The following is a 19,800-nucleotide window of genomic DNA, read 5'->3' as shown; positions in this document are numbered from 1 at the left end:
GCTCAACGGCCGGTCCGGCTCGGCGACCACCGACGCCAGCAGACGCAGCCACCGGGCGACCAGTACCTCCACCGTGGCGGGGTCGAAGAGGTCGGTGCTGTACTCGACCCGCCCGACGATGCCCTCGGCCGGCCCGCCGGTGCCGCCGCGCTCCAGCAGGTGGAAGCCGAGGTCGAACATCGCCGTCGGCGTCCGCACCAGGACGATCTCGGCGGCCAGACCGTCCAGCGCGAAGTCGGTGCGGGGCACGTTCTGCAGCGCGAGGAGCACCTGGAACAGCGGCTGACGGGCGAGCGACCGGGACGGGTTGAGGGCCTCGACGACGTGCTCGAACGGCAGGTCCTGGTGTGCGTACGCGGCCAGCGCGTCCTCGCGGACGCGGCCGAGCAGCTCGGCGAAGGTCGGGTCGCCGCCGGTGTCCGTGCGGAGCACCAGGGTGTTGACGAAGAATCCGACGAGGTCGTCCAGGGCCTCGTCGGTCCGGCCCGCGATCAGACTGCCGACCGGAATGTCCCCTCCCGCGCCGAGCTTGTCCAGCAGCGATGCCAGGGCGGCCTGCAGCACCATGTACACGCTGGCACCGTGCTCCCGGCCCAGCCGGATCAGCCCGGCGTGCAGTTCGGCGTCCAGTTCGATCGCGAGGTGGCCGCCGGAGCAGGAGGGGGCCGCGGGGCGAGGGCGGTCGGCGGGGAGCCGGATCTGCTCCGGCAGGTTGGCCAACTGCTCGGTCCAGTAGGCCTGCTGACGGGCGAACAGGCTGTCCTGGTCGGCCGGGTCGCCGAGCAGCTCCTGCTGCCACAGGGTGTAGTCGGCGTACTGCACGGGCGGTGGCGCCCACCGCGGCTCCTCACCCTGGCGGCGTGCCGCGTACGCGGTGGCCAGGTCGGCGGCCAGCGGGCCCAGCGACCAGCCGTCACCGGCGATGTGGTGCATCACCAGGAGCAGCACGTGCTCGTCCGCCGAGACCTCGAACACCTCGGCGCGCAGCGGCGGTTCGGCCGCGAGGTCGAATCCGCGCGCCGCGGCCCCCGTCAGCAGTTCCGGCAGGTCCGTCTCGTCGGCCGTGGTGACCGACAACCTCGGGCGCGCCTCCGCGGTGGCCAATACCTGCTGGTAGGGCACGCCGTCCGCGGCCGGGAAGACCGTGCGCAGGGTTTCGTGCCGGTCGACGACATCGCCCAGCGCCGCCTCCAGGGCCGCCAGGTCCAGTGGCCCCGAGAGCCGCCACGCGAGCGGCATGTTGTAGACCGAGTCGGCGCCCTCCAGCTGGCGCAGGAACCACAGCCTCCGCTGAGCGGACGACAGTGGCACGAGCTCGGGCCGCTCCGCCCGCCCCAGGGCGAGCCGGGCCCGGTCCGCGCCGCCCAGCCCGGCGGCCAGCCCGGCCACCGTCGGGGTCTGGAACAGGGTGCGCAGCGCCAGTTCCACGCCCAGGGCCGCGCGGACCCGGGCCACCAACCGGGTGGCGAGCAGGGAGTGCCCGCCCAGGTCGAAGAAGTCGTCGTCGACACCGACTTGAGGCAGACTCAGTACCTCGGCGAACAGCTCGGCCAGTACCTGTTCCTGCGGAGTGTGCGGGGCCCGGCCGACCCGCGACGCCGCGTACTCGGGCTCGGGCAGGGCGCGCCGGTCCAGCTTGCCGCTGGCGTTCAGCGGCAGGACGTCGAGGGAGACGAACGCGGCGGGCACCATGTAGTCGGGCAGCCGCTCGCGCAGGTGTGCCCGCAGGTCCTCCGGCCGAAGCTCTGCTCCGGTGACGGGCACCGGGTAGGCGACCAGGCGGGTGTCCCCCGCCCGGTCCTGCCGGACGGTCACGGCGGCCTGCGCGACCTGCGGGTGTTCCGCCAGTGCCGCCTCGATCTCGCCGAGCTCGATCCGGAATCCCCGGACCTTGACCTGGTCGTCGATGCGGCCGAGGAACTCCAGGTTCCCGTCCGGACCCCACCGCACCAGGTCACCGGTGCGGTACATTCGCGAACCGCTGGGACCGAACGGGTCCGCCACGAACCGTCCCGCGGTCAGGCCCGGCCGGTTCAGGTAACCGCGCGCCAGCCCCGCACCGGCGATGTACAGCTCACCCGGCACACCCACGGGCAGCGGCTGCAGCGTGCCGTCGAGCACATGCAGCCGGACATCCCCGACCGGTCGGCCGATCACCGGACGCGGGCTCGACTCCAGCGGCGCGATGACCGAGTTCACCGTGCACTCGGACGGCCCGTAGAAGTTCAGGCAGAACACCCCGTCGGCCGCCCGCAGCCGCTCCCACAGCTGCTCCGGGATGGCCTCCCCGCCCGCCGCGACCATCGCGGGACGCCACCGAGGATCGTCCAGCAGACCCTGCTTGACCAGCACCTGCAGGTACGAGGGGGTGGCGCCGACGTAGTCCAGCCCGCAACGCGCGGCGTACTCGACGAAGGCGTCCGGGTCGGCCCAGGTCGCTTCGTCCAGGACGTGCAGCTCGTGGCCCGCGAACAGGCCGAACAGCTGGTCCCAGGACGCGTCGAACGACACGGACGTGGTCAGTCCCACCCGCAGCCGGCCCTTGGGACGCTCCGCGAACAGCAGCGGACGCTGCTGAGCGAACAGGTTGAGCAGGCCGCCGTGCGTCGTCAACACGGCCTTGGGCTGTCCGGTGGAACCGGAGGTGTAGATGGCACAGACCGGGTGGCTCCGATCGATGGCCGGCGCGGGGTCCGTCGCCGGGCAACCCGCCACCAGCGCGGCCGTCTCCGCGGTGTCGGCCACCAGCCACCCGGCGGGACCGGTCTTCGGCAGCCGGCCCCGGGTACGGGTGTCGGTCACCATCAGGACCGGCCGGGAGTCGTCGAGCATGTATTCGATCCGGGCGGCCGGGTACTCCGGGTCGACCGGGACGTACGCGGCTCCGGTCTTGAGCACGGCGAGGATCGCCACCACCAGCTCGGCCGACCTCGGCAGGGCCACCGCCACCAGCCGCTCCGGCCCCGCGCCCCGCGCGATCAGCGCATGCGCCAACCGGTTCGCCCTCGCGTCCAGCTCCGCATACGTCAACGATGCGTCCGGCCCCACCACCGCGACCGCGTCCGGAATCGCCCGTACCTGAGCCCGGAACAGCTCCGGCAGGCTCTCGGCAGGGGCTTGGACCACCGGACCGGTACCCAGCGCCGTCAGCTCACCGCGCTCCTCGGCGGTGAGCAGGCCGAACCGGCTGAGCCGCCGCCGCGGGTCGGCGACCGCGGCGCGGAGCAACCGGACCCACCGCTCGAACATCGTCTCGACGGTGGCCGGGTCGTACAGGTCGCCGGTGTACTCGACGAACCCGTCGATCCCCTCCGGGGAGCCGTCCTGCGCGTGCCGCTCGGACATCGTGAAGATCAGGTCGAGCTTGGCGGTGGCCGACGCCGACGGCACGTCGCCGACGCGTAGCCCGGGTGGCGCGAATTCGGCCCGGGGCGCGTTCTGCAGCACCAGCATGACCTGGAACAGCGGGTGGTGCGCCAGCGACCGGACCGGGTTGAGTGCCTCGACCAGGTATTCGAACGGCAGGTCCTGGTGGGCGTACCCGGCCAGCGCGGTGTCCCGGACCCGGCCCAGCAGCTCGGCGAACGTCGGATCGCCCGAGGTGTCAGTACGGAACACCAGGGTGTTGACGAAGTAGCCGACCAGCTCGTCCTGCGCCTGGTCGGTACGACCCGCGACCGGGCTGCCGACCGGGATGTCGTCGCCCGCGCCGAGCTTGCTCAGCAGCACTGCCAGCCCGGCCTGGAGCACCATGAACAGACTGGTGCCGTGGGCGCGGGCGAGTTCGCGCAGCCCGCGGTGCAGCTCGGCGTCCAGCCCGGCACGCACGGAACCGCCCCGGTGCGAGGCGACCGCCGGGCGGGGCCGGTCACCGGGCAGCTGAAGCTGCTCGGGCAGATCGGCCAGCTGCCGGGTCCAGTAGGCCGCCTGGCGGGCGAACAGGCTGTCCTCGTCGGCCCCGTCACCGAGCAGCTCGTGCTGCCACAGGGTGTAGTCGGCGTACTGGACCGGCAGCTCCTCCCACTGCGGCTCCTCGCCGCGGCAGCGCGCCGTGTAGGCGGCGGTCAATCCCTGTGCGAGCGGGCCCAGCGACCAGCCGTCGCCGGCGATGTGGTGGAGCACCACCTGGAACACGTGCTCGTCCGCTGCCAGTTCGAACAGCTCGACACGCAGGGGCACATCGGCCGCCAGGTCGAACGGACGGACCTTCGCCCGCGCCATGGCGGCCGGCAGCCCGGCCTCGGTGGTCCGGCTCACGAGCAGCCGCGGGCGGGCCGCCACGACGTCCAGCACCCGCTGGTACGGCATGCCGTCCACCGCCGGAAAGACGGTGCGCAGGCTCTCGTGCCGGGCCACCACGTCCGCCACGGCGGCCTCCAGGGCCCGCCGGTCCAGATCCCCGGACAGCCGCCAGGCCAGGGAGATGTGGTAGCTCGCGCTCGCGCCCTCCAACTGGTGCAGGAACCACAGCCGCCGCTGCGCGAACGACAGCGGGACCGCCTCGGGGCGCTCGCGCCGTGCCAGGGCGGCCTGTGCCGGTCCGGCCGCCACCAGGGCGGCGGCCAGGCCAGCCGGGGTCGGCGCCTCGAACAGGGTGCGCAACGGCATTTCCACGCCGAGCGTCGCGCGGATCCGGGCGGCCAGGCGGGTGGCGAGCAGCGAGTGCCCTCCCAGGTCGAAGAAGCCGTCCTCGACGCCGGCCGACGCCACGCCCAGGACCTCGGCGAACAGCTCGCAGAGGATCTGCTCCTGCGAGGTGCGCGGCGCGCGGGTTGGGGGTCCCCCCGGCCGGAGGCTGGGGGAGGCCGCCGGGGCGAGGTCGGGGGCGGGCAGGGCCCGGTGGTCCAACTTGCCGTTGGCGGTCAGCGGCAGCGCGTCCAGCACGACGAACGCCGACGGCACCATGTGCTCCGGCAACCGCTCGCTCAGATGCGCGCGCAGGTCAGCCGGACCCGGTGCGGTACCCGCGGCCGGCACCAAATACGCGACCAGCCGGGTGTCGTCGGCCCGGTCCTGCCTGGCCAGGACTGCGACCTGGGCGACGCCGGGGTTCGCGGCCAGCGCCGCCTCGATCTCGCCGAGCTCGATCCGGAAGCCGCGCACCTTCACCTGCTGGTCGGCCCGGCCGACGTAGCGCAGGCTGTTGTCCTCCGCGCGGCGCACCACGTCGCCGCTGCGGTACATCCGCGATCCCGGCGGTCCGAACGGGTCGGCCACGAAGCGCCCGGCGGTCAGGCCGGGCCGGTTCAGGTAGCCGCGCGCCAGTCCGGCGCCCGCGACGTACAGCTCGCCGGGCACGCCCGGGGCCACCGGCCGCAGATGGGCGTCCAGCACGTACGCCCGCAGGTCCGGAACGGCCGTGCCGATCTGGCCGGCGGCGCCGCCGGACCGGTCGAGCGCCGCGTACGTGACGTGCACCGTGGTCTCGGTGATGCCGTACATGTTGACCAGCAGCGGCGCGTCGTCCGGGTGCCGCTCGTACCAGCTCGCCAGCCGGGCGTGCTCCAGCGCCTCACCGCCGAACACCACCGTGCGCAGCGCGAGTGAACGGCTCGTCTCCGGGACTTCCGCGTCCGCCTGCATCAGCTGGTAGAACGCGGACGGCGTCTGGTTGAGAACGGTCACCCGTTCGCGGGCGAGGAGGTCCAGGAAGCGGCCGGGCGAGCGGCTGGTCTCGTGGTCCACGACCACCAGACGGCCGCCGTGCAGCAGCGGGCCCCACAGCTCCCACACCGAGAAGTCGAAGGCGTAGGAGTGGAAGAGGGTCCAGACGTCCTCGGCGGAGAATTCGAAGAGCTCCCGGGTGGTGTCGAACAGCCGCACCACGTTCCGGTGCGTGACCACCACGCCCTTGGGGTTGCCGGTGGACCCGGAGGTGTAGATGACGTAGGCGAGGTGGCCCGGGTCGAGGGAGATCTCCGGGTCGGTGTCCGGCAGCCCGTCCAGGTCGGCGGCGTCCAGCAGCAGCCGGTCCACTGCGTCCATGCCCGGCAGGTCGCCGGTCCGGCTCGTGGTCACGAGGAGCGCGGGCCGGGCGTCCCGGAGCAGGTAGGCGATCCGGGCGGCCGGGTACTCCGGATCCACCGGGAGATAGGCGCCGCCCGCCTTCAGCACGGCGAGCACCGCCACGACCTGCTCCGCCGAGCGCGGCAGGGCCAGTGCCACCAGCTGCTCCGGGCCCACCCCCCGGTCGATCAGGGCGTGCGCGAGCCGGTTCGCGCGGGCGTTCAACTCGCCGTACGTCAGGGTGACTTCGCCGTCGGTGAGGGCGACGGCGGCCGGGTTCACCCGTACCTGTCGCTCGAACAGCGCGGTCAGGCTGCTGTCCGATGGCGCCTCGCTCCGGTCGGTACGCGCCGGAAGCAGCGCGCTGAGCTCGTCGGCGGACAGCACGTCCACCTGTCCGATCCGCCGGCCGGGGTCGGCGACGACGGTGCGCAGCAGCCGCAGCCACCGCTCGACGATCCCTGTCACGGTGACCTCGTCGAACAGGTCGGTGCTGTACTCCACCACGCCCGACAGGCCGTCCTCACCGGGCTGTTCGGACACGATGAAGGTCAGGTCGCACTTGGCCGTCCCGGTGTGGACCAGGTCGGTCGCCACCCGCAGCCGGGGCAGGTCGAACGTGCCCAGCGGCGCGTTCTGCAGGGCGAGCATGGTCTGGAACAGCGGGTGGTGCGCCAGCGACCGAGCCGGGTTCAACGCCTCCACCAGGTGCTCGAAAGGCACGTCCTGATGCGCGTACGCGGCCAGCGCGTCGGCCCGCACCCGGCCCAGCAGTTCGGTGAACGACGGGTCGCCGGAGAGGTCGGTGCGCAGTACCAGGGTGTTGACGAAGAAGCCGACCAGATCGTCCGCCGCCTCGTCGGTGCGTCCGGCGATCGGCGTGCCCACGGGTACGTCGGTGCCCGCCCCCAGCTTGCCCAGCAGGGCGGCCAGCCCGGCCTGGAGCACCATGAAGAGGCTGGCCCCGCCGTCCCGGGCGAGCGCGCGCAGGCCCTGGTGCAGCTCGGCGTCGATCCGCACCGGCAGGTGGGCGCCCCGGTAGGACATCGCCGTCGGCCGGGGCCGGTCGAACGGCAGCTCGATCTGCTCGGGAAGATCCGCCAACTGCACCCGCCAGTAGGTGAGTTGGCTGCTCAGCAGACTGTCCGGGTCCGCGCCGTCGCCCAGCAGTTCCCGCTGCCAGAGGGTGTAGTCGGCGTACTGGACCGGCAGCGGCGACCACTCCGGCTTAGCCCCCTCGGCACGGGCCGCGTAGGCGGTCGTCAGATCCCGCAGGAGCGGCCCCGTCGACCAGCCGTCACCGGCGATGTGGTGCACAACCAGGAGCAGCACGTGCTCCTCGGCTCCGAGCCGGAACAGTTCGGCGCGCAGCGGCGACTCCTCGGAGAGCTCGAAGCCGTGCCGGGCCGCCTCCGCCAGCCGCTCCGGCAGGCCACGCTCGCCCACTTCGGTCACCCGCAGCCGCGGCCGGGCCGCGTCGAGGTCCAGCACCCGCTGGTACGGCACGCCGTCGAGCACCGGGAAGACGGTGCGCAGGCTCTCGTGCCGTTCGACCACGTCCGCCAGGGCGACTTCCAGGGCCCGCTGGTCCAGGTTCCCGGACAGCCGCAGCGCCAACGGGATGTTGTACGTGGCGCTCGGGCCCTCCATGCGGTGCAGGAACCACAGCCGGCGCTGCGCGAAGGACAGCGGAACCTCCCCCTGGCCTTCGGCCGGGGGTGCCCCCACGGGCCGCTCACACCGCCGCAGAGCCGGCCGCGCCCGGCCCGCGACGTCCACCGCCGCCGCCAGTTCCGCGACCGTCGGCGCGTCGAACAGGTCGCCGAGCCGCAGCTCCACGCCGAGGATCGAGCGGGCCCGGGCGACCAGTCGGGTGGCCAGCAGGGAGTGCCCGCCGAGGTCGAAGAAGCTGTCGTCGAGGCCTGGCTCGGCCACCCCGAGCACCTCGGCGAAGAGCCCGGCGAGCAGGTGCTCGGTCGCGGTGCGCGGTGCGCGGCCCGGCGCGGCGGGCTGTCGCCCGGGCGCCGGGAGGGCCTGCCGGTCGAGCTTGCCGTTCGGGGTCAGCGGCAGCCCGTCCAGCAGCACGTACGCGGCCGGCATCATCTGCCGGGGCAGCCGGTCCCGCAGATGGTCGCGCAGGGCGGTGTCGGTCACGGTGGCACCGGGCTCGGGCACCGCGTAGGCGACCAGCCGGGGTTCCTCCTCGGTGCGCACCACCACGGCGGCCCGGGCGACCTGCGGGTGCTCGGCGAGGACGGCCTCGATCTCGCCGAGCTCGATGCGGACGCCGCGGATATTGACCTGGTCGTCGGTGCGGCCGTCAAACTCCAGGTTCCCGGCCGCGTTCCAGCGCACCAGGTCACCGGTGCGGTACATCCTCGTACCGGCCGACCCGAACGGGTCCGCCACGAACCATCCCGCGGTCAGCCCCGGCCGGTTCCGATAGCCTCGGGCCAGCCCCGGGCCCGCGATGTACAGCTCACCCGTCGCACCGGTCGGCAGCGACCGCAGGGCGCCGTCGAGCACGTACAGCCGGGCGTTGGTGACGGGCCGGCCGATCACCGGGCGTGCGCTCGAACCCACCTGCGCGACCACCGAGTTGACGGTGCATTCGGACGGTCCGTAGAGGTTGAGGCAGGACACGCCCTCCGCTGCCCGCAGCTGCTCCCACAGCCGCTCCGGGACGGCCTCGCCGCCCGCCGCGACCAGTGCCGGGCGCCACCGTGGGTCACTCAACAGTCCGTGAGAGACGAGGACTTGGAGGTAGGAAGGGGTGGCTTCGATGTAGTCCAGCCCGCGACGCGCCGCGTAACCGACGAAGGCGTCGGGGTCGGTCCAGGTCGCGTGCTCCAGGACGTGCAGCTCGTGGCCCCCGAACAGGGCGAGCAGCTGGTTCAGGGAGGCGTCGAAGGACACCGAGGTGGTCAGCGCCACCCGCAGCCGCTGCCGCTCCTTCAGCACCGGCGCGAAGTGCACCTGCCGGAGGTCGGTGAGCAGGTCGAGCAGGCATCCATGGATCGGCAGCACGCCCTTGGGCCTGCCGGTGGAACCGGAGGTGTAGATGACGTACGCCGGGTGACCCGGGTCGACGGCCACCAACGGGTCGGCCGCCGGGTAACCCGCCACCAGGGCGGCCGTCTCCGGGGCGTCGAGCACCAGCCGGTCGACAGAACCGCTGTCCGGCAGGCGGTCCCCGCTGCGGGAGTCGGTGACCACCAGCGTCGGCCGCGCGTCGTCGAGCATGTACGCGATCCGGGCGGCCGGGTACTCCGGATCGACCGGGACGTACGCCGCGCCGGTCTTCAGCACCGCGAGGATCGCCACCACCAGCTCCGCCGAGCGCGGTAGCGCCACCGCCACCAGCCGCTCCGGCCCCGCACCCCGCGCGATCAGCGCGTGCGCCAGCCGGTTCGCCCGCGCGTCCAACTCCACGTACGTCAGTGAGACGTCGCCGCACACCAGCGCGACCAGCTCCGGAGTCGCCCGGACATGCTCCCGGAACAGCTCCGGCAAGGTCGCGGCCGGGGTCGGCGCCACGGGCCCGGCGCCGAGCACCTCCAGCTCGCGGCGCTCCTCGGCCGTGAGCAGTTCGATCCGCCCCACCGGCTCGTCCTGGTCGCAGTCCGCGAGGGAGTCCAGCAGCGCGAGCAGCCGCTGCTGGTGGTCGGCGAGGTCGTCGGAGCCGTACGCCTCCGGCGAGCCGTGCAGCCGGAGCAGCGGCGGGTTGCCGTCCCGGTAGTCGAAGACCCAGACGGCGAGGTCGGTGGTCGACCCGGACACGAAGTGGTGCACGGAAGCCGCGTGCCCGGCGAAGCTCGGCCTGGAGTTGAAGGCCATGATGTTGACGATCAGCGGGAACGCCGTCCCGATGCTGCCGGGAGCCCCGAGGTCCCGCAGCAGGTCCTCGCTGCGGTAGCGCTCGTGCGCGACGGCCGTCTCGACCTCCCGCGCCGTCTGGGCGACGAGTTCGCGCCACGGCATGTCCGGCCGCACCGTCAGCCGCAGCGGCACCACGTTGGACGTCGTGCCCGGCACCGCCGTCAGGTCGCGGTCGGCGCCCCGACGGGCGGTGACGGGCAGGGCGAGCACCACGTCCTGGTTCCCGGTCAGCCGGTGGGCGTAGAGCGCCGTCGCCGCGACCACCAGCCGGGACCACCGGACGCCGCAGCGTCCCGCCGCCGCCCGCAGGGCGTCCGGACGGCGCAGTTCCCGCTCTTCGGCCAGCCGGAGGGCGCGGTGCGGGTCGGTCGCGGAGGCGTCGGTGAGCCGGGTCGGGGCGGGCAGGTCGGCGAAGCGCTCGGTCCAGTAGGCGCGGTCGGCGGCGAAGTCGGGGGAAGCGCGGTAGGCGGCGTCGCTCTCGACCAGGTCCCGCAGCGAGCCGAACGGGCAGGTCGGCACGGCGCCGCCCTCGGCCAGTGCCGAGTACACCTCGCCGACCCGCTGCCGGAGCATGGAGCTGCTGATCGCGTCCAGCACCACATGGTGGTAGTTCAGGTACCAGAGGTATTCCGTCGGCGACGCCTTGATCAGCGCGTGGCCGAACAGCGGGTCACGGGCGAGGTCCAGCGGGCGCAGCAGGTCCCGCTCCATCCATTCCAGGGCCACCGCCCGGGGGTCGGGCTCCCCGCTGAGGTCGAGGTGGGCCGGAGTCCAGTCCCAGCTCTCCCGGAGGACCTGGAGCGGGCCGTCACCGTCGTCGACGAAGGTCACGTGCAGGGCGTCGACCTCGTCGACCACCCGGCGCAGCGCGGTCTCGAACAGCTCCCGGTCCACCGGACCGTGGATCTCCAGGCACTCGCCGACGCGGTAGCCCGGAATCGGCGTCCGGGAACGCTGCTCGGCGAGCCAGATCTCGCGCTGGGCCGCTGTCAGAGGAAGGGAGTCACCGTCGAGACGGGGCATGGGGGGATACCTCCGGGGGTGGGACAGATGTGGGGGGGGGAGGGTGGGGACAGGGCGCGCCGGGGCCCACCAGCCGCGGTGACGTCAGGGGTGGGCGGCCGGTGGCGCGGCTGGTGGGGTCAGGCGACGAGTTCTCCGGCCTGGAGCTGCCAGAGGGACGCGTACAGTCCGTGCAGGGCGAGGAGTTCGTCGTGGGTGCCTTGCTCGGCCACCACTCCGCCCGTGTCCATGACGTAGATCCGGTCGGCGTGGCGGACCGTGGAGAGCCGGTGGGCGATGACGACCATGGTCCGGTCGGCCGCGAAGACGCGGAGCGTGCGCTGGATGGCGGCCTCGGTCTCGTTGTCCACGGCGGAGGTGGCCTCGTCGAGGATCACCACCGGCGCGTCTTTGAGGATCGTGCGCGCCAGCGCGATCCGCTGCTTCTGGCCGCCCGAGAGGGCTGCGCCTCGTTCACCGATCACCGTGTCGTAGCCGTCCGGCAGTGTCGCGACGAAGGTGTGGGCCTCGGCCATCCTGGCCGCCTCGACCACGGCCTCGTCCGAGGCGCCGAAGCTGCCGTAGCGGATGTTGTCGGCGATGGTGCCGTCGAAGAGGAAGGGGTCCTGCGCGACGAACCCGATCGCGTGACGCAGACCCTGTCTCGGCAGGTCGCGGACATCCCGCCCGTCGAGCAGCACGCTGCCCGACTCCGTTTCCAGGAAGCGCATCAGCAGCTTGGCGACGGTCGTCTTGCCGGAGCCGGTGGCACCGACGAGGGCGGTGACCTGCCCGGCGGGAATGGCCAGCGAGAGCCCCTCCAGGACCGGCGGCCGGTCGGGATAGGCGAAGGTCACGTCGTCGAGGACGATCTCGCCGCGCACCTTTTCGACGTCGAGCGCTCCGCCGTCGCCGTCCGCCTCGAGGGGGAGGACTTGCAGCCGCCGGACCCGGTCGTAGGCGACGAGCGTGCGCTGGTACTGGTCGACGATGCCGCCGAGCCGGTTCATCCGCAGCAACACCATCTGGGGCAGCCCGATGAGCGGGCTGAACACCTCGAACGGCAGGCTGCCGTCGAGCACCGCCCGGCCGCCGATCAGCAGGGTTCCGGCCATCGAGCCGGTCGTGCAGACCCGGACGATCTCGGCGTGGCGGATCGTGCTCCGGTCGGTCCGCCGACTGCTGTCCTGGACCTCCCCGCTCAGCCGGTCGATGCGCTCGGCCTCGTAATCCTCGGTGCAGAAGCTCTTGACGGTGGCACCGGCCTCCAGCGTGTTCACCAACTGGCTGTGCAGCCTGGCCCGGTACTCGCCGGAGACGGTGTAGTCGGCCGCGACTTTGTCCTGGTAGTGGAACGACAGCCAGGCGATGACCGGGATGGGCAGGAACGCGATCCAGGCGATCTGTGGTGCCAGCAACAGGAACAGCGGCACCAGGAGGGCCAGACTGGTGCCGAGTTGCAGCAGGTCGTTGGCCGAGGTGGCGAAGAAGGTGCCCAGCTGACGGACGTCGTCGGTGAGCGCGCCGGCGATCCGGGTGGTCCGCTCGCCTTCCAGGTGCCGTAGTTCGAGGTGCTGCACATGGGCGTACGTCCGGTTGCGCCAGTCGTGCTCGATGTCCTGGCCGAGCCGGCGCCACTGGAGGTTCGATGCGTACGAGAGGCCCCCCACGGCGGCACAGGCTGCGGTCATCAACCCCGCCAGCCCGAAGAGTTGGGCGGATGCGGTGGTCAGGCCGAGGCGGATCAGCGGAGCTGCCTGCCCCTTGATGAGGACCAGTCCGGTCCAGCCGAGGAAGGTACCGAGCGCCATCTCCGAGACCTGGCAGGCGACGGACAGGGCAACGGCCCCATAGAGACGGCGTCGGTGCGGTCCGACGATCTCCACCAGGGGGTGGCGTTCGACGCCGGGCCCAACCACTTCCTGGGATGCGTCGACCGTTCCGCGCCAGACCTTCCGGAGAACAGCCGCGGTCGCCACGGCCACCCCGCCCACTGCCACCAGTTGTCTGCTCGGCGCCGACCCCTTGATCAGCGCGATCCCGGCCGCGACCCCGCCGCCGACGGCGAGCACCGGTCGCACGACCAGGCCGCGGTCCGCCTGCGGGGCCGGTGCGGCGACGGGTCGGGCAGGTGCCGGACGTCCCGCTCCGGTCGGATCCTCCGCGACCAGGGTGACGGCTCTGCGGACGATCCGGCCGACGTCCGTGGCGCGCAGCCGTGCATCGTGCCGGACGAGCACCCCGCCGGTGACCGGGTTGGCCCGGGCCTCGGTGATCCCGGGAATGCGGCGCAGCGCGGCGGCGAGGAACTCGGCCGTCCGTGGCCGTCCGAGCACCAGCCTGACGTCCCAACGCTGACGGCCCGGAGTGACCGAGCGCGGGTTCACATCCCATTCCGCGGACCGGAATCCGGCTGCGGCACCCAGTAGCGATGACATGCGTGCAATCACCTGTTTGCAGAGGTCACGGATAATCCGTCAACGGGCGCGGTGGAATTCGGCGCACGGCGGATCACCGCGACGGAGCGGAAAGTCCGAGAGGGAGTGAAGAGGGGCGGCCGAAAGGCCCACGGCCGACCGCAGACCGCCGTGAGGACCCGTCTTCCGTGGTCGTCAGGAAGACGCGCCCAGGCGGCGGGCGGGCATCAAGGCGTCGCTACGCCTTCGCGGCGCCGACGGTCGCGCGGATCTTCGGAGTCCTGGCCTCGTCCTTCTCGCCGGTCGAGGCTTCACTCGCGGTGGGCCGTTGGTCGTCGCCGGAGGCGATCTGTGCCGCCACCATCTCGGCAGCCACCTCTACCGCGAGGTCGTGGATGTTCTCTCCGGCCTCTTGGGCCGCTTTCTTCACCTCCATGACAAGACCGACGGACGTCGTGACGACACCGCGCATCAGCGGCTTGAGGACACGCTTGGCCAGGGGCGCGACGATGAGACCGATCAGGAACGGCGGAACGACGGGCGGCATGATGCTCCAACTTCTCTGCACAGATGTATGACAGGGGACCCAGGGCGCTGCGCACTCCGGAAGCACGCACAGCGGGGAAAGCGGAAGCACCCATGTACGGAATTCTCGATATCCCGTGCCGGACTCCCCGCCGGGTTGAATTCCTTGCCGATGAGGTAAACCGTCCGCTTGTCGATCACCGTAGCCTAGTCATGACTGTCGAGGCCAAACGGTCTCGGCGGGTTTCACTCATGCGAGTGCCATCCCTGTTCCGACCGCCACGAATTGCATTAGGCATACTCACCGAGCAAAGTGCTTTTCCGATTTGCCTATTACCGGTGAGCTGCTTCATGGTGACTGCCGAGTTCGCACGCCGCCCCTCCGGCGCAGGGCGGGAAATGACAGCGCTTCTCCTCCCAGCACCGCCCCGTGGAAGGCCCGCACGTCCCGGACCCGGCACTCACCGCGGTCCGGCCGCCGCCGTACACGCCCGACCTGAACCCGGTCGAGGCCGCCGTCCGGTCACTCGGGTCTGTCGGCACCGGCGAGACGGCGAAACCTTGAGGAGTCCCCCGATCCCGCTCCCGCTCCCGCTCCCGCAAGGTGCCGCCGGGCAGTTGCAGCGCGCCTTGAGCCACCGCTCGGCATACAGAACCACCTGAACGACGTCGGTGTGAGCCTCCACGACCTTGACGATCAGATACCACCGGATGCTGCGGGCCGGCCGGCCCCTCGACCTGCTCGGCGAACGTCGCCGCCGGACACGGCGGATTGAGCAGCCGGACCGCATCCATCTTGCCGGTGTCGGGCCGACCGGGGACGTTCTTCACCTCGGGCGCGCGTCCCCGTTGGGTGAGGTTAGCGGGGTCGCCCGTGTCCGGTGTGATGCCCGTCTCGTTGCGGTAGCTGGTTGATCAACTGGCGTGAGAGGTGGGTCGGATGAGCTGTGATGAGGTGCTGCGGCTGCTTCGTGAGCAGGAGGCCGCCTGTCACAGCAAAGCGGAACGGCTTGGGGCCGAGGCTGAACGGGTAACAGTCCGGCCGGTGATGTGTGAGCAGGAGCCGGCCCATATCTCAACGGCGCGCGAAGTCGTCGGTGAACTGCCGCGAATCGAGCCGGTGCCGGTATCCCGTACCGGCTCCACTGCCATGGTCCCCGACCCCCCTCCGGGGTGGACATCCGCCGGACCCCCAGGCTCTGGAACATCTGCTTGCGGTACTGGCCCGGTATGCCGGTCCGGTGTGTTGTCGGCAGGTAGTGGAGTGTCTTGGTCCGAAGGTGGTGCCCCGCCGGTTGGAAGTGATCCGACACCGGTTGAAGAAGGCCGTTGCGGCGAAGCTGACGATGCGGACTCCGGGCGGGTTGTTCACCGTGACGCGTGGCATGGTCGCGGCGAGCGGGTGAACGTGCGGCAAGAGGACGGTCTTCTCCTCGTCGGCCGGGCTGATCTGTCTGACCACGCCAGGAAGAAGACCTGGTGGCACCTTACGTGTCCGAGCCCCGCCGACGCCTTCACGAGGACTACGTCACGTTCGCGGGGCGGGTGCTGGTGTAGGACCGGCTCGATATCCGTGCCGCCGCAGCGCCACCGGGAATGTGACCGGCGTGGACGGCCGGGTGCGCACGCGCGCGGAGCGTGGGCACGTCGGGCAGTTGGCCAGCACCGTCGTGCACGTGGACATCTCTCGGGTCGTGTACCGCTCGCCGGCGCCGAACCTGCGCGTACCCGGCAACTCGTATCAACGTCGCCGAGCTGCTGGTGCTCACCTGTGACGCCACCGGCGTGAACATGCTCCCGTCCGGGTTGAGGACACCACCCGCGCCACCACCGAGACCCACGCGGCGGCCAGCCTTCCCCAAGCGTTTCGATGTCTGTCCATGAAGAGCGACTTGCGGTGCCTTGGCCCGCAGATGTCTCCGAACGATGTTTCGCCCCGACAGCTGGAAGGTGCCATGAGCGCGCGTCGTCTGTTACCGAACGATGAGTCCCTTGACCTCATCACGCTGGTCCGGAAGCTGGCGGCCGATGAACTCGCGTCGCGAGCGGATGCCGATGAGGCGAACGAGGCATTCCCTCGTGACGTGTTCAGGCTCCTCGGGCGCGTCGGCCTGCTCGGTTTGCCGTACTCCGAGGCGTACGGCGGCAGCGGCCTGTCCTACGAGGTGTACCTGCAGGTTGTCGAAGAGATCGCGTCCGTGTGGGCTTCGGTCGGCGTAGGTGTCTCCGTGCACGTGCTGTCGTGTTTCGGCCTGGCGACGATGGGCAGCGAGGAGCAGAAGCGGGAGTGGCTGCCCGCGATGCTCGGTGGCGAGCTGCTGGGTGCCTACTGTCTCTCGGAGCCGCACGCCGGCTCGGACCCGGCCGCGCTGCGGACCCGGGCCCGTCTGGACGGCGATCACTACGTCCTGAACGGTGCGAAGGCCTGGACGACCCACGGCGGCCACGCGGACTACTACAAGGTCATGGCCCGCACCTCGGAGGACCGCACGGGTATCTCGTGCTTCATGATCCCCGCTGACACCGAGGGCCTCACCGCTGACGCACCCGAACGGAAGATGGGCCTGACCGGGTCCACGACGGCGACCATGGTCCTCCGGGACGTCCGTGTCCCGGTCGAGCGGCTTATCGGTGCCGAGGGCGGCGGCCTGCGTATCGCTCTCGCGAGCCTGGATTCCGGCCGTCTCGGTATCGCGGCCGTCGCGGTCGGTCTCGCCCAGGGCGCTCTCGACCACGCGATCGCCTATGCACGCGACCGGGAGACGTTCGGATCACGCATCATCGACCACCAGGGAGTCGCGTTCCTGCTCGCCGATATGGAGGCCGCGGTCTTTTCAGCGCGTGCTGCGACCCTCCATGCCGCCCGGTTGAAGGACGCGGGACTGCCGTTCAGCCGTGAGGCGTCGGTCGCGAAGCTCGTCGCGACCGACAACGCGATGCGTGTCACCACTGATGCGGTGCAGGTCCTCGGCGGGGTCGGCTACACGCGCGAGTTCCCGGTCGAACGGTACATGCGTGAGGCCAAGTTGACTCAGATCTTCGAAGGCACGAACCAGATTCAGCGCATGGTCATCGGGCGGTCGCTCGCCAGGTCCAACAATGGTGACCTCACCCTGGCCCCTTGAGGGTTGGCTCTGAAGCTGATCGGAAAATCGATGTGCGGGAGGACAGGCGGCAGCATCGTGGTGGCCGGGAGCCTGGAGCCGGCGCGCGGGTTTTGCGGGCGAGGTCGAGCTGGCAACGGCGCCCATCGGCACCGAGCTCCTGACAGGAGGCGTCCGGGTCGTTGATCAGGTGCCAGGCGATATCGGGTATCGAGCGGGCGACGGCGACCAGAGCTTCGGCATGGCCTCGGCATTTGACGATGCGCCGGTAGCGGGCGCCGAGGAAGGCGTCCGTGCGGGCAGCGGCGTTTACGGCCTCGCCGTGGGCGCCCTTGAGGCAGGGTTTGCCCTTCCCAGCCGGGCTCGCGCTGCTCCTTCCGTGAGGCGGAGGCCGTGTTGCGTCCCCGTGACGCCCTTCCCCGACGATGTCGCCACCGCCCAACGACGGGAGCCGCAGCCATGCCGCCCGGCCGCCCTACCCAACGCGATTGCCCCCTGCCCCCGTCCGGCCCAGGCATGCTGCGTGTCACGCGTGTTGACGAGTCACCGATCCGATCGACGGATCCCTTGAACGACGCCGCGTCAGGTTGGCACGATCCAGCCATGGGAAACATCTACGACTACTACGCGGCCACCGACGACACGCAGGCCCTCACGCTGTTCCAAGACGACGGCATGGACGACCCGTTCGGCACGCTCGGCCTCAAAGGGGCTGACCCCTACATGATCCTCGGAACCGTCGAGGCCCACCTGACAGGAATGTCCGAGGAGCAAGTGCAAGCCGACCCGCGCTTCTGCGCACTGCTCAACGACCCTGCGGACGAAGGGCCCTGGCTCGTCTCCCTCACGGACTCCCTCCGTGACGCCCTCGCGGCGGCCACCCCGGAGCACCTGCTGGAAGCCGCCACCGCTTGGACCCACACCGAGGACGGTGGCAGGGCGGACCCGGAGCTCATGGCCGACTTCCTCGAACGCCTCGGCGAACTCGCCCGCGACGCCGCGCCGGGACGACGCCTGTACTGCGGCATGTCCTTGTAGGGAACGGCCACTGGAAATCGAATGGGCGTGAACGGCCGTGCTCTGGCAGGATCCGCAGGTGTCCGCTTCCCTGTACGAATCTCATGTGACGGTCCGTTGTGCCGACCCCGACGAGTCGGTGCGTCTACAGCGCTGGGCGGCCTTGGGTGGGCTGAAGCTGACGCACATCGTGCTGGCTCGCGGCAGGATGCCCGAGCAGCCGATGCTCACCCTGTCCGGTTCCTCGTCGTACGGTGAGGAGGCCGAGCGGGTGCGGGATGTGGTGGCGAGGCTTCGTACGGACGGTTTCGATCCGGTACGGGTGAAGACCGAGTGCACGCCGTGGGCCGCGGAGGTACCGGATCGTCTCGGTGGAGACGACGAACGGTACTTCGAGCACCATGTGAAACTGCTGCTCGCCGCGGACACGGACCTGACCTCGATCGCGGCCCGCGTGATGCCTCATGGCGCCCATCTGTCGTGGAACGCCTCGCGTGTGCGGGCCGGCGCGCGGCACGAGCGGTTCGTGACACAGCGGTGCCGCGAGGTGGGTGCCGATGGGGCAGGGCTGGCACTGGAGCGGTTGCTGAGGGAGCTCGGCGGCCTCGTGGTGCTGGGCGTGGAGCGGGAGTTCGTGCTCTATGACAGTGACCTGTCCGTGGACGACGGTTGGATCGAGGAACCTGTGGGGGTACGGACATGAGCGGGGCGGCGTGGAAGAGGCTGGGCCGGCGGAGCGCCGAGTTGCCCCGGGAACCGTTGGACGAGGCCACTCGTGTAGCCGAGGACCTGCCGAAGACCATGCAGTGGGTGCCGGGCGACGAGGTGGTGCAGCGACCCGTGTTCGACCCGTCGCTGAAGCACCACCAGAACGCCTATCGCGCGACCGACCCGCGGTTCGGGGATCCGGCACGGGGCAATGCGTGGCGGGCGGCCCGGCGCCGGGCCCTGCATCTGGTCCTGGACGCGATCGCCGCGTCGCAGTGGGTGGACGCGCTGGTGCTGAGGGGCAGTGTGCTGTTGTCCGTGTGGTTCCCGGGCGCCGCCCGCGAACCCGGGGACCTGGACTTCGTCGTCGTTCCTGAGACCTGGCAGATCGACGACGGCCGTACGCACCGGATGCTGCACGGGATCGCCGCGGCGGCGCAGACGCTGGCCGAGGCGTGCGGAGACGAGGTGGACATCTCGGCGCGAGGAGCGGTGGTCGAGGACATCTGGACCTATGACCGGGTACCAGGCCGCCGCATGGTGCTGCCATGGGTCTCGCCCGGTCTGCCCGGCGGCCACGTCCAGCTCGACTTCGTGTTCAACGAGCGGCTGCCCGAAGCGCCCCGGCGGGCCGAACTGCCGGGCGGCACGCTCGTACAGGCGGCCACGCCTGAGCTGTCACTCGCCTGGAAGTTGATGTGGCTGGTCAATGACATGCACGGGCAGGGCAAGGATCTGTACGACGCGGTGCTGCTGGCCGAGCGCTATCCACTCCGGTACGAGCTGCTGCACGAGGCGTTTCGGCTGTCAGGCGAATGGCCGTATCCGCACCGCGAGATGATCCTGTACGAGGACGTGGTCGAGGCCGTCGGGTATGTGGAATGGAACCACTTCGTCACCGAGTATCCACAGTTCAGGGATGCCGAGCGGGAGTACGCGGACCGGCTGCTGCGGGCTTTGACGACGACGTTTCCAGCGCGCCTCCCCGACTGACGCTGATCACCGCGGGCCTGAACGCTCACGGCACAGCCCGAGAACGACAGGCCTGCGCCGGGGGGCGGCGGGCGGCCGGCCCGGCCGGGGCCCGGGCGCCGCGTCTTGGGGGGCCGGCGGAGCAGTATAGTGTTGTTTTGCCGCGGTCG

At 71.2% G+C, this 19,800-nt stretch carries 7 protein-coding genes; 4 read left to right on the top strand and 3 right to left on the bottom strand.

Going from position 1 to position 19,800, the window contains the following annotated elements:
* From ACFXGX_RS10295 to ACFXGX_RS10285, 3 genes are all read right to left on the bottom strand, one after another.
* Window positions 1-10,908: amino acid adenylation domain-containing protein (locus ACFXGX_RS10295; protein WP_384787568.1), on the bottom strand; the 10,908-nt coding region annotated here is incomplete at its 3' end.
* 119 nt (window positions 10,909-11,027) lie between these two features.
* Window positions 11,028-13,325, bottom strand: coding sequence for an ATP-binding cassette domain-containing protein (locus ACFXGX_RS10290; protein ID WP_384787565.1), 2,298 nt, complete (start codon window positions 13,323-13,325; stop codon window positions 11,028-11,030).
* A gap of 217 nt (window positions 13,326-13,542) precedes the next feature.
* On the bottom strand, window positions 13,543-13,851 hold the full coding sequence (locus ACFXGX_RS10285; RefSeq protein ID WP_384787562.1) for a DUF5132 domain-containing protein: 309 nt from the start codon (window positions 13,849-13,851) through the stop codon (window positions 13,543-13,545).
* A gap of 1,933 nt (window positions 13,852-15,784) precedes the next feature.
* Between ACFXGX_RS10285 and ACFXGX_RS10280 the strand changes: the two genes are divergently transcribed.
* The 4 genes from ACFXGX_RS10280 (at window position 15,785) to ACFXGX_RS10265 (ending at window position 19,651) form a co-directional block, all read left to right on the top strand.
* Window positions 15,785-16,954, top strand: coding sequence for an acyl-CoA dehydrogenase family protein (locus ACFXGX_RS10280; protein WP_384787592.1), 1,170 nt, complete (start codon window positions 15,785-15,787; stop codon window positions 16,952-16,954).
* Window positions 16,955-17,536: 582 nt separating this feature from the next.
* Complete coding sequence (locus ACFXGX_RS10275) at window positions 17,537-17,971, top strand: hypothetical protein (RefSeq protein ID WP_384787559.1); 435 nt, start codon at window positions 17,537-17,539, stop codon at window positions 17,969-17,971.
* Between the two features lie 58 nt (window positions 17,972-18,029).
* Window positions 18,030-18,653 (top strand): hypothetical protein, encoded by a 624-nt coding sequence (locus ACFXGX_RS10270; RefSeq protein ID WP_384787556.1) that lies wholly within the window; start codon window positions 18,030-18,032, stop codon window positions 18,651-18,653.
* Window positions 18,650-19,651, top strand: coding sequence for a nucleotidyl transferase AbiEii/AbiGii toxin family protein (locus tag ACFXGX_RS10265; protein WP_384787554.1), 1,002 nt, complete (start codon window positions 18,650-18,652; stop codon window positions 19,649-19,651). Before ACFXGX_RS10270 ends, ACFXGX_RS10265 begins: the two co-directional genes overlap by 4 nt.
* Window positions 19,652-19,800 lie beyond the last annotated feature (149 nt).

Origin of the sequence: Streptomyces sp. NPDC059371, from assembly GCF_042751995.1 — a bacterium.
Classification (GTDB): Bacteria; Actinomycetota; Actinomycetes; order Streptomycetales; family Streptomycetaceae; genus Streptomyces.
This window is presented reverse-complemented; position numbering and strand designations above follow the sequence as displayed.

Coding starts and splice junctions, on each gene's coding strand:
- ACFXGX_RS10275 (WP_384787559.1), top strand. CDS start 17,537: ATGGGAAACATCTACGACTACTACGCGGCCACCGACGACACGCAGGCC.
- ACFXGX_RS10285 (WP_384787562.1), bottom strand. CDS start 13,851: ATGCCGCCCGTCGTTCCGCCGTTCCTGATCGGTCTCATCGTCGCGCCC.
- ACFXGX_RS10290 (WP_384787565.1), bottom strand. CDS start 13,325: ATGTCATCGCTACTGGGTGCCGCAGCCGGATTCCGGTCCGCGGAATGG.
- ACFXGX_RS10280 (WP_384787592.1), top strand. CDS start 15,785: ATGAGCGCGCGTCGTCTGTTACCGAACGATGAGTCCCTTGACCTCATC.
- ACFXGX_RS10265 (WP_384787554.1), top strand. CDS start 18,650: ATGAGCGGGGCGGCGTGGAAGAGGCTGGGCCGGCGGAGCGCCGAGTTG.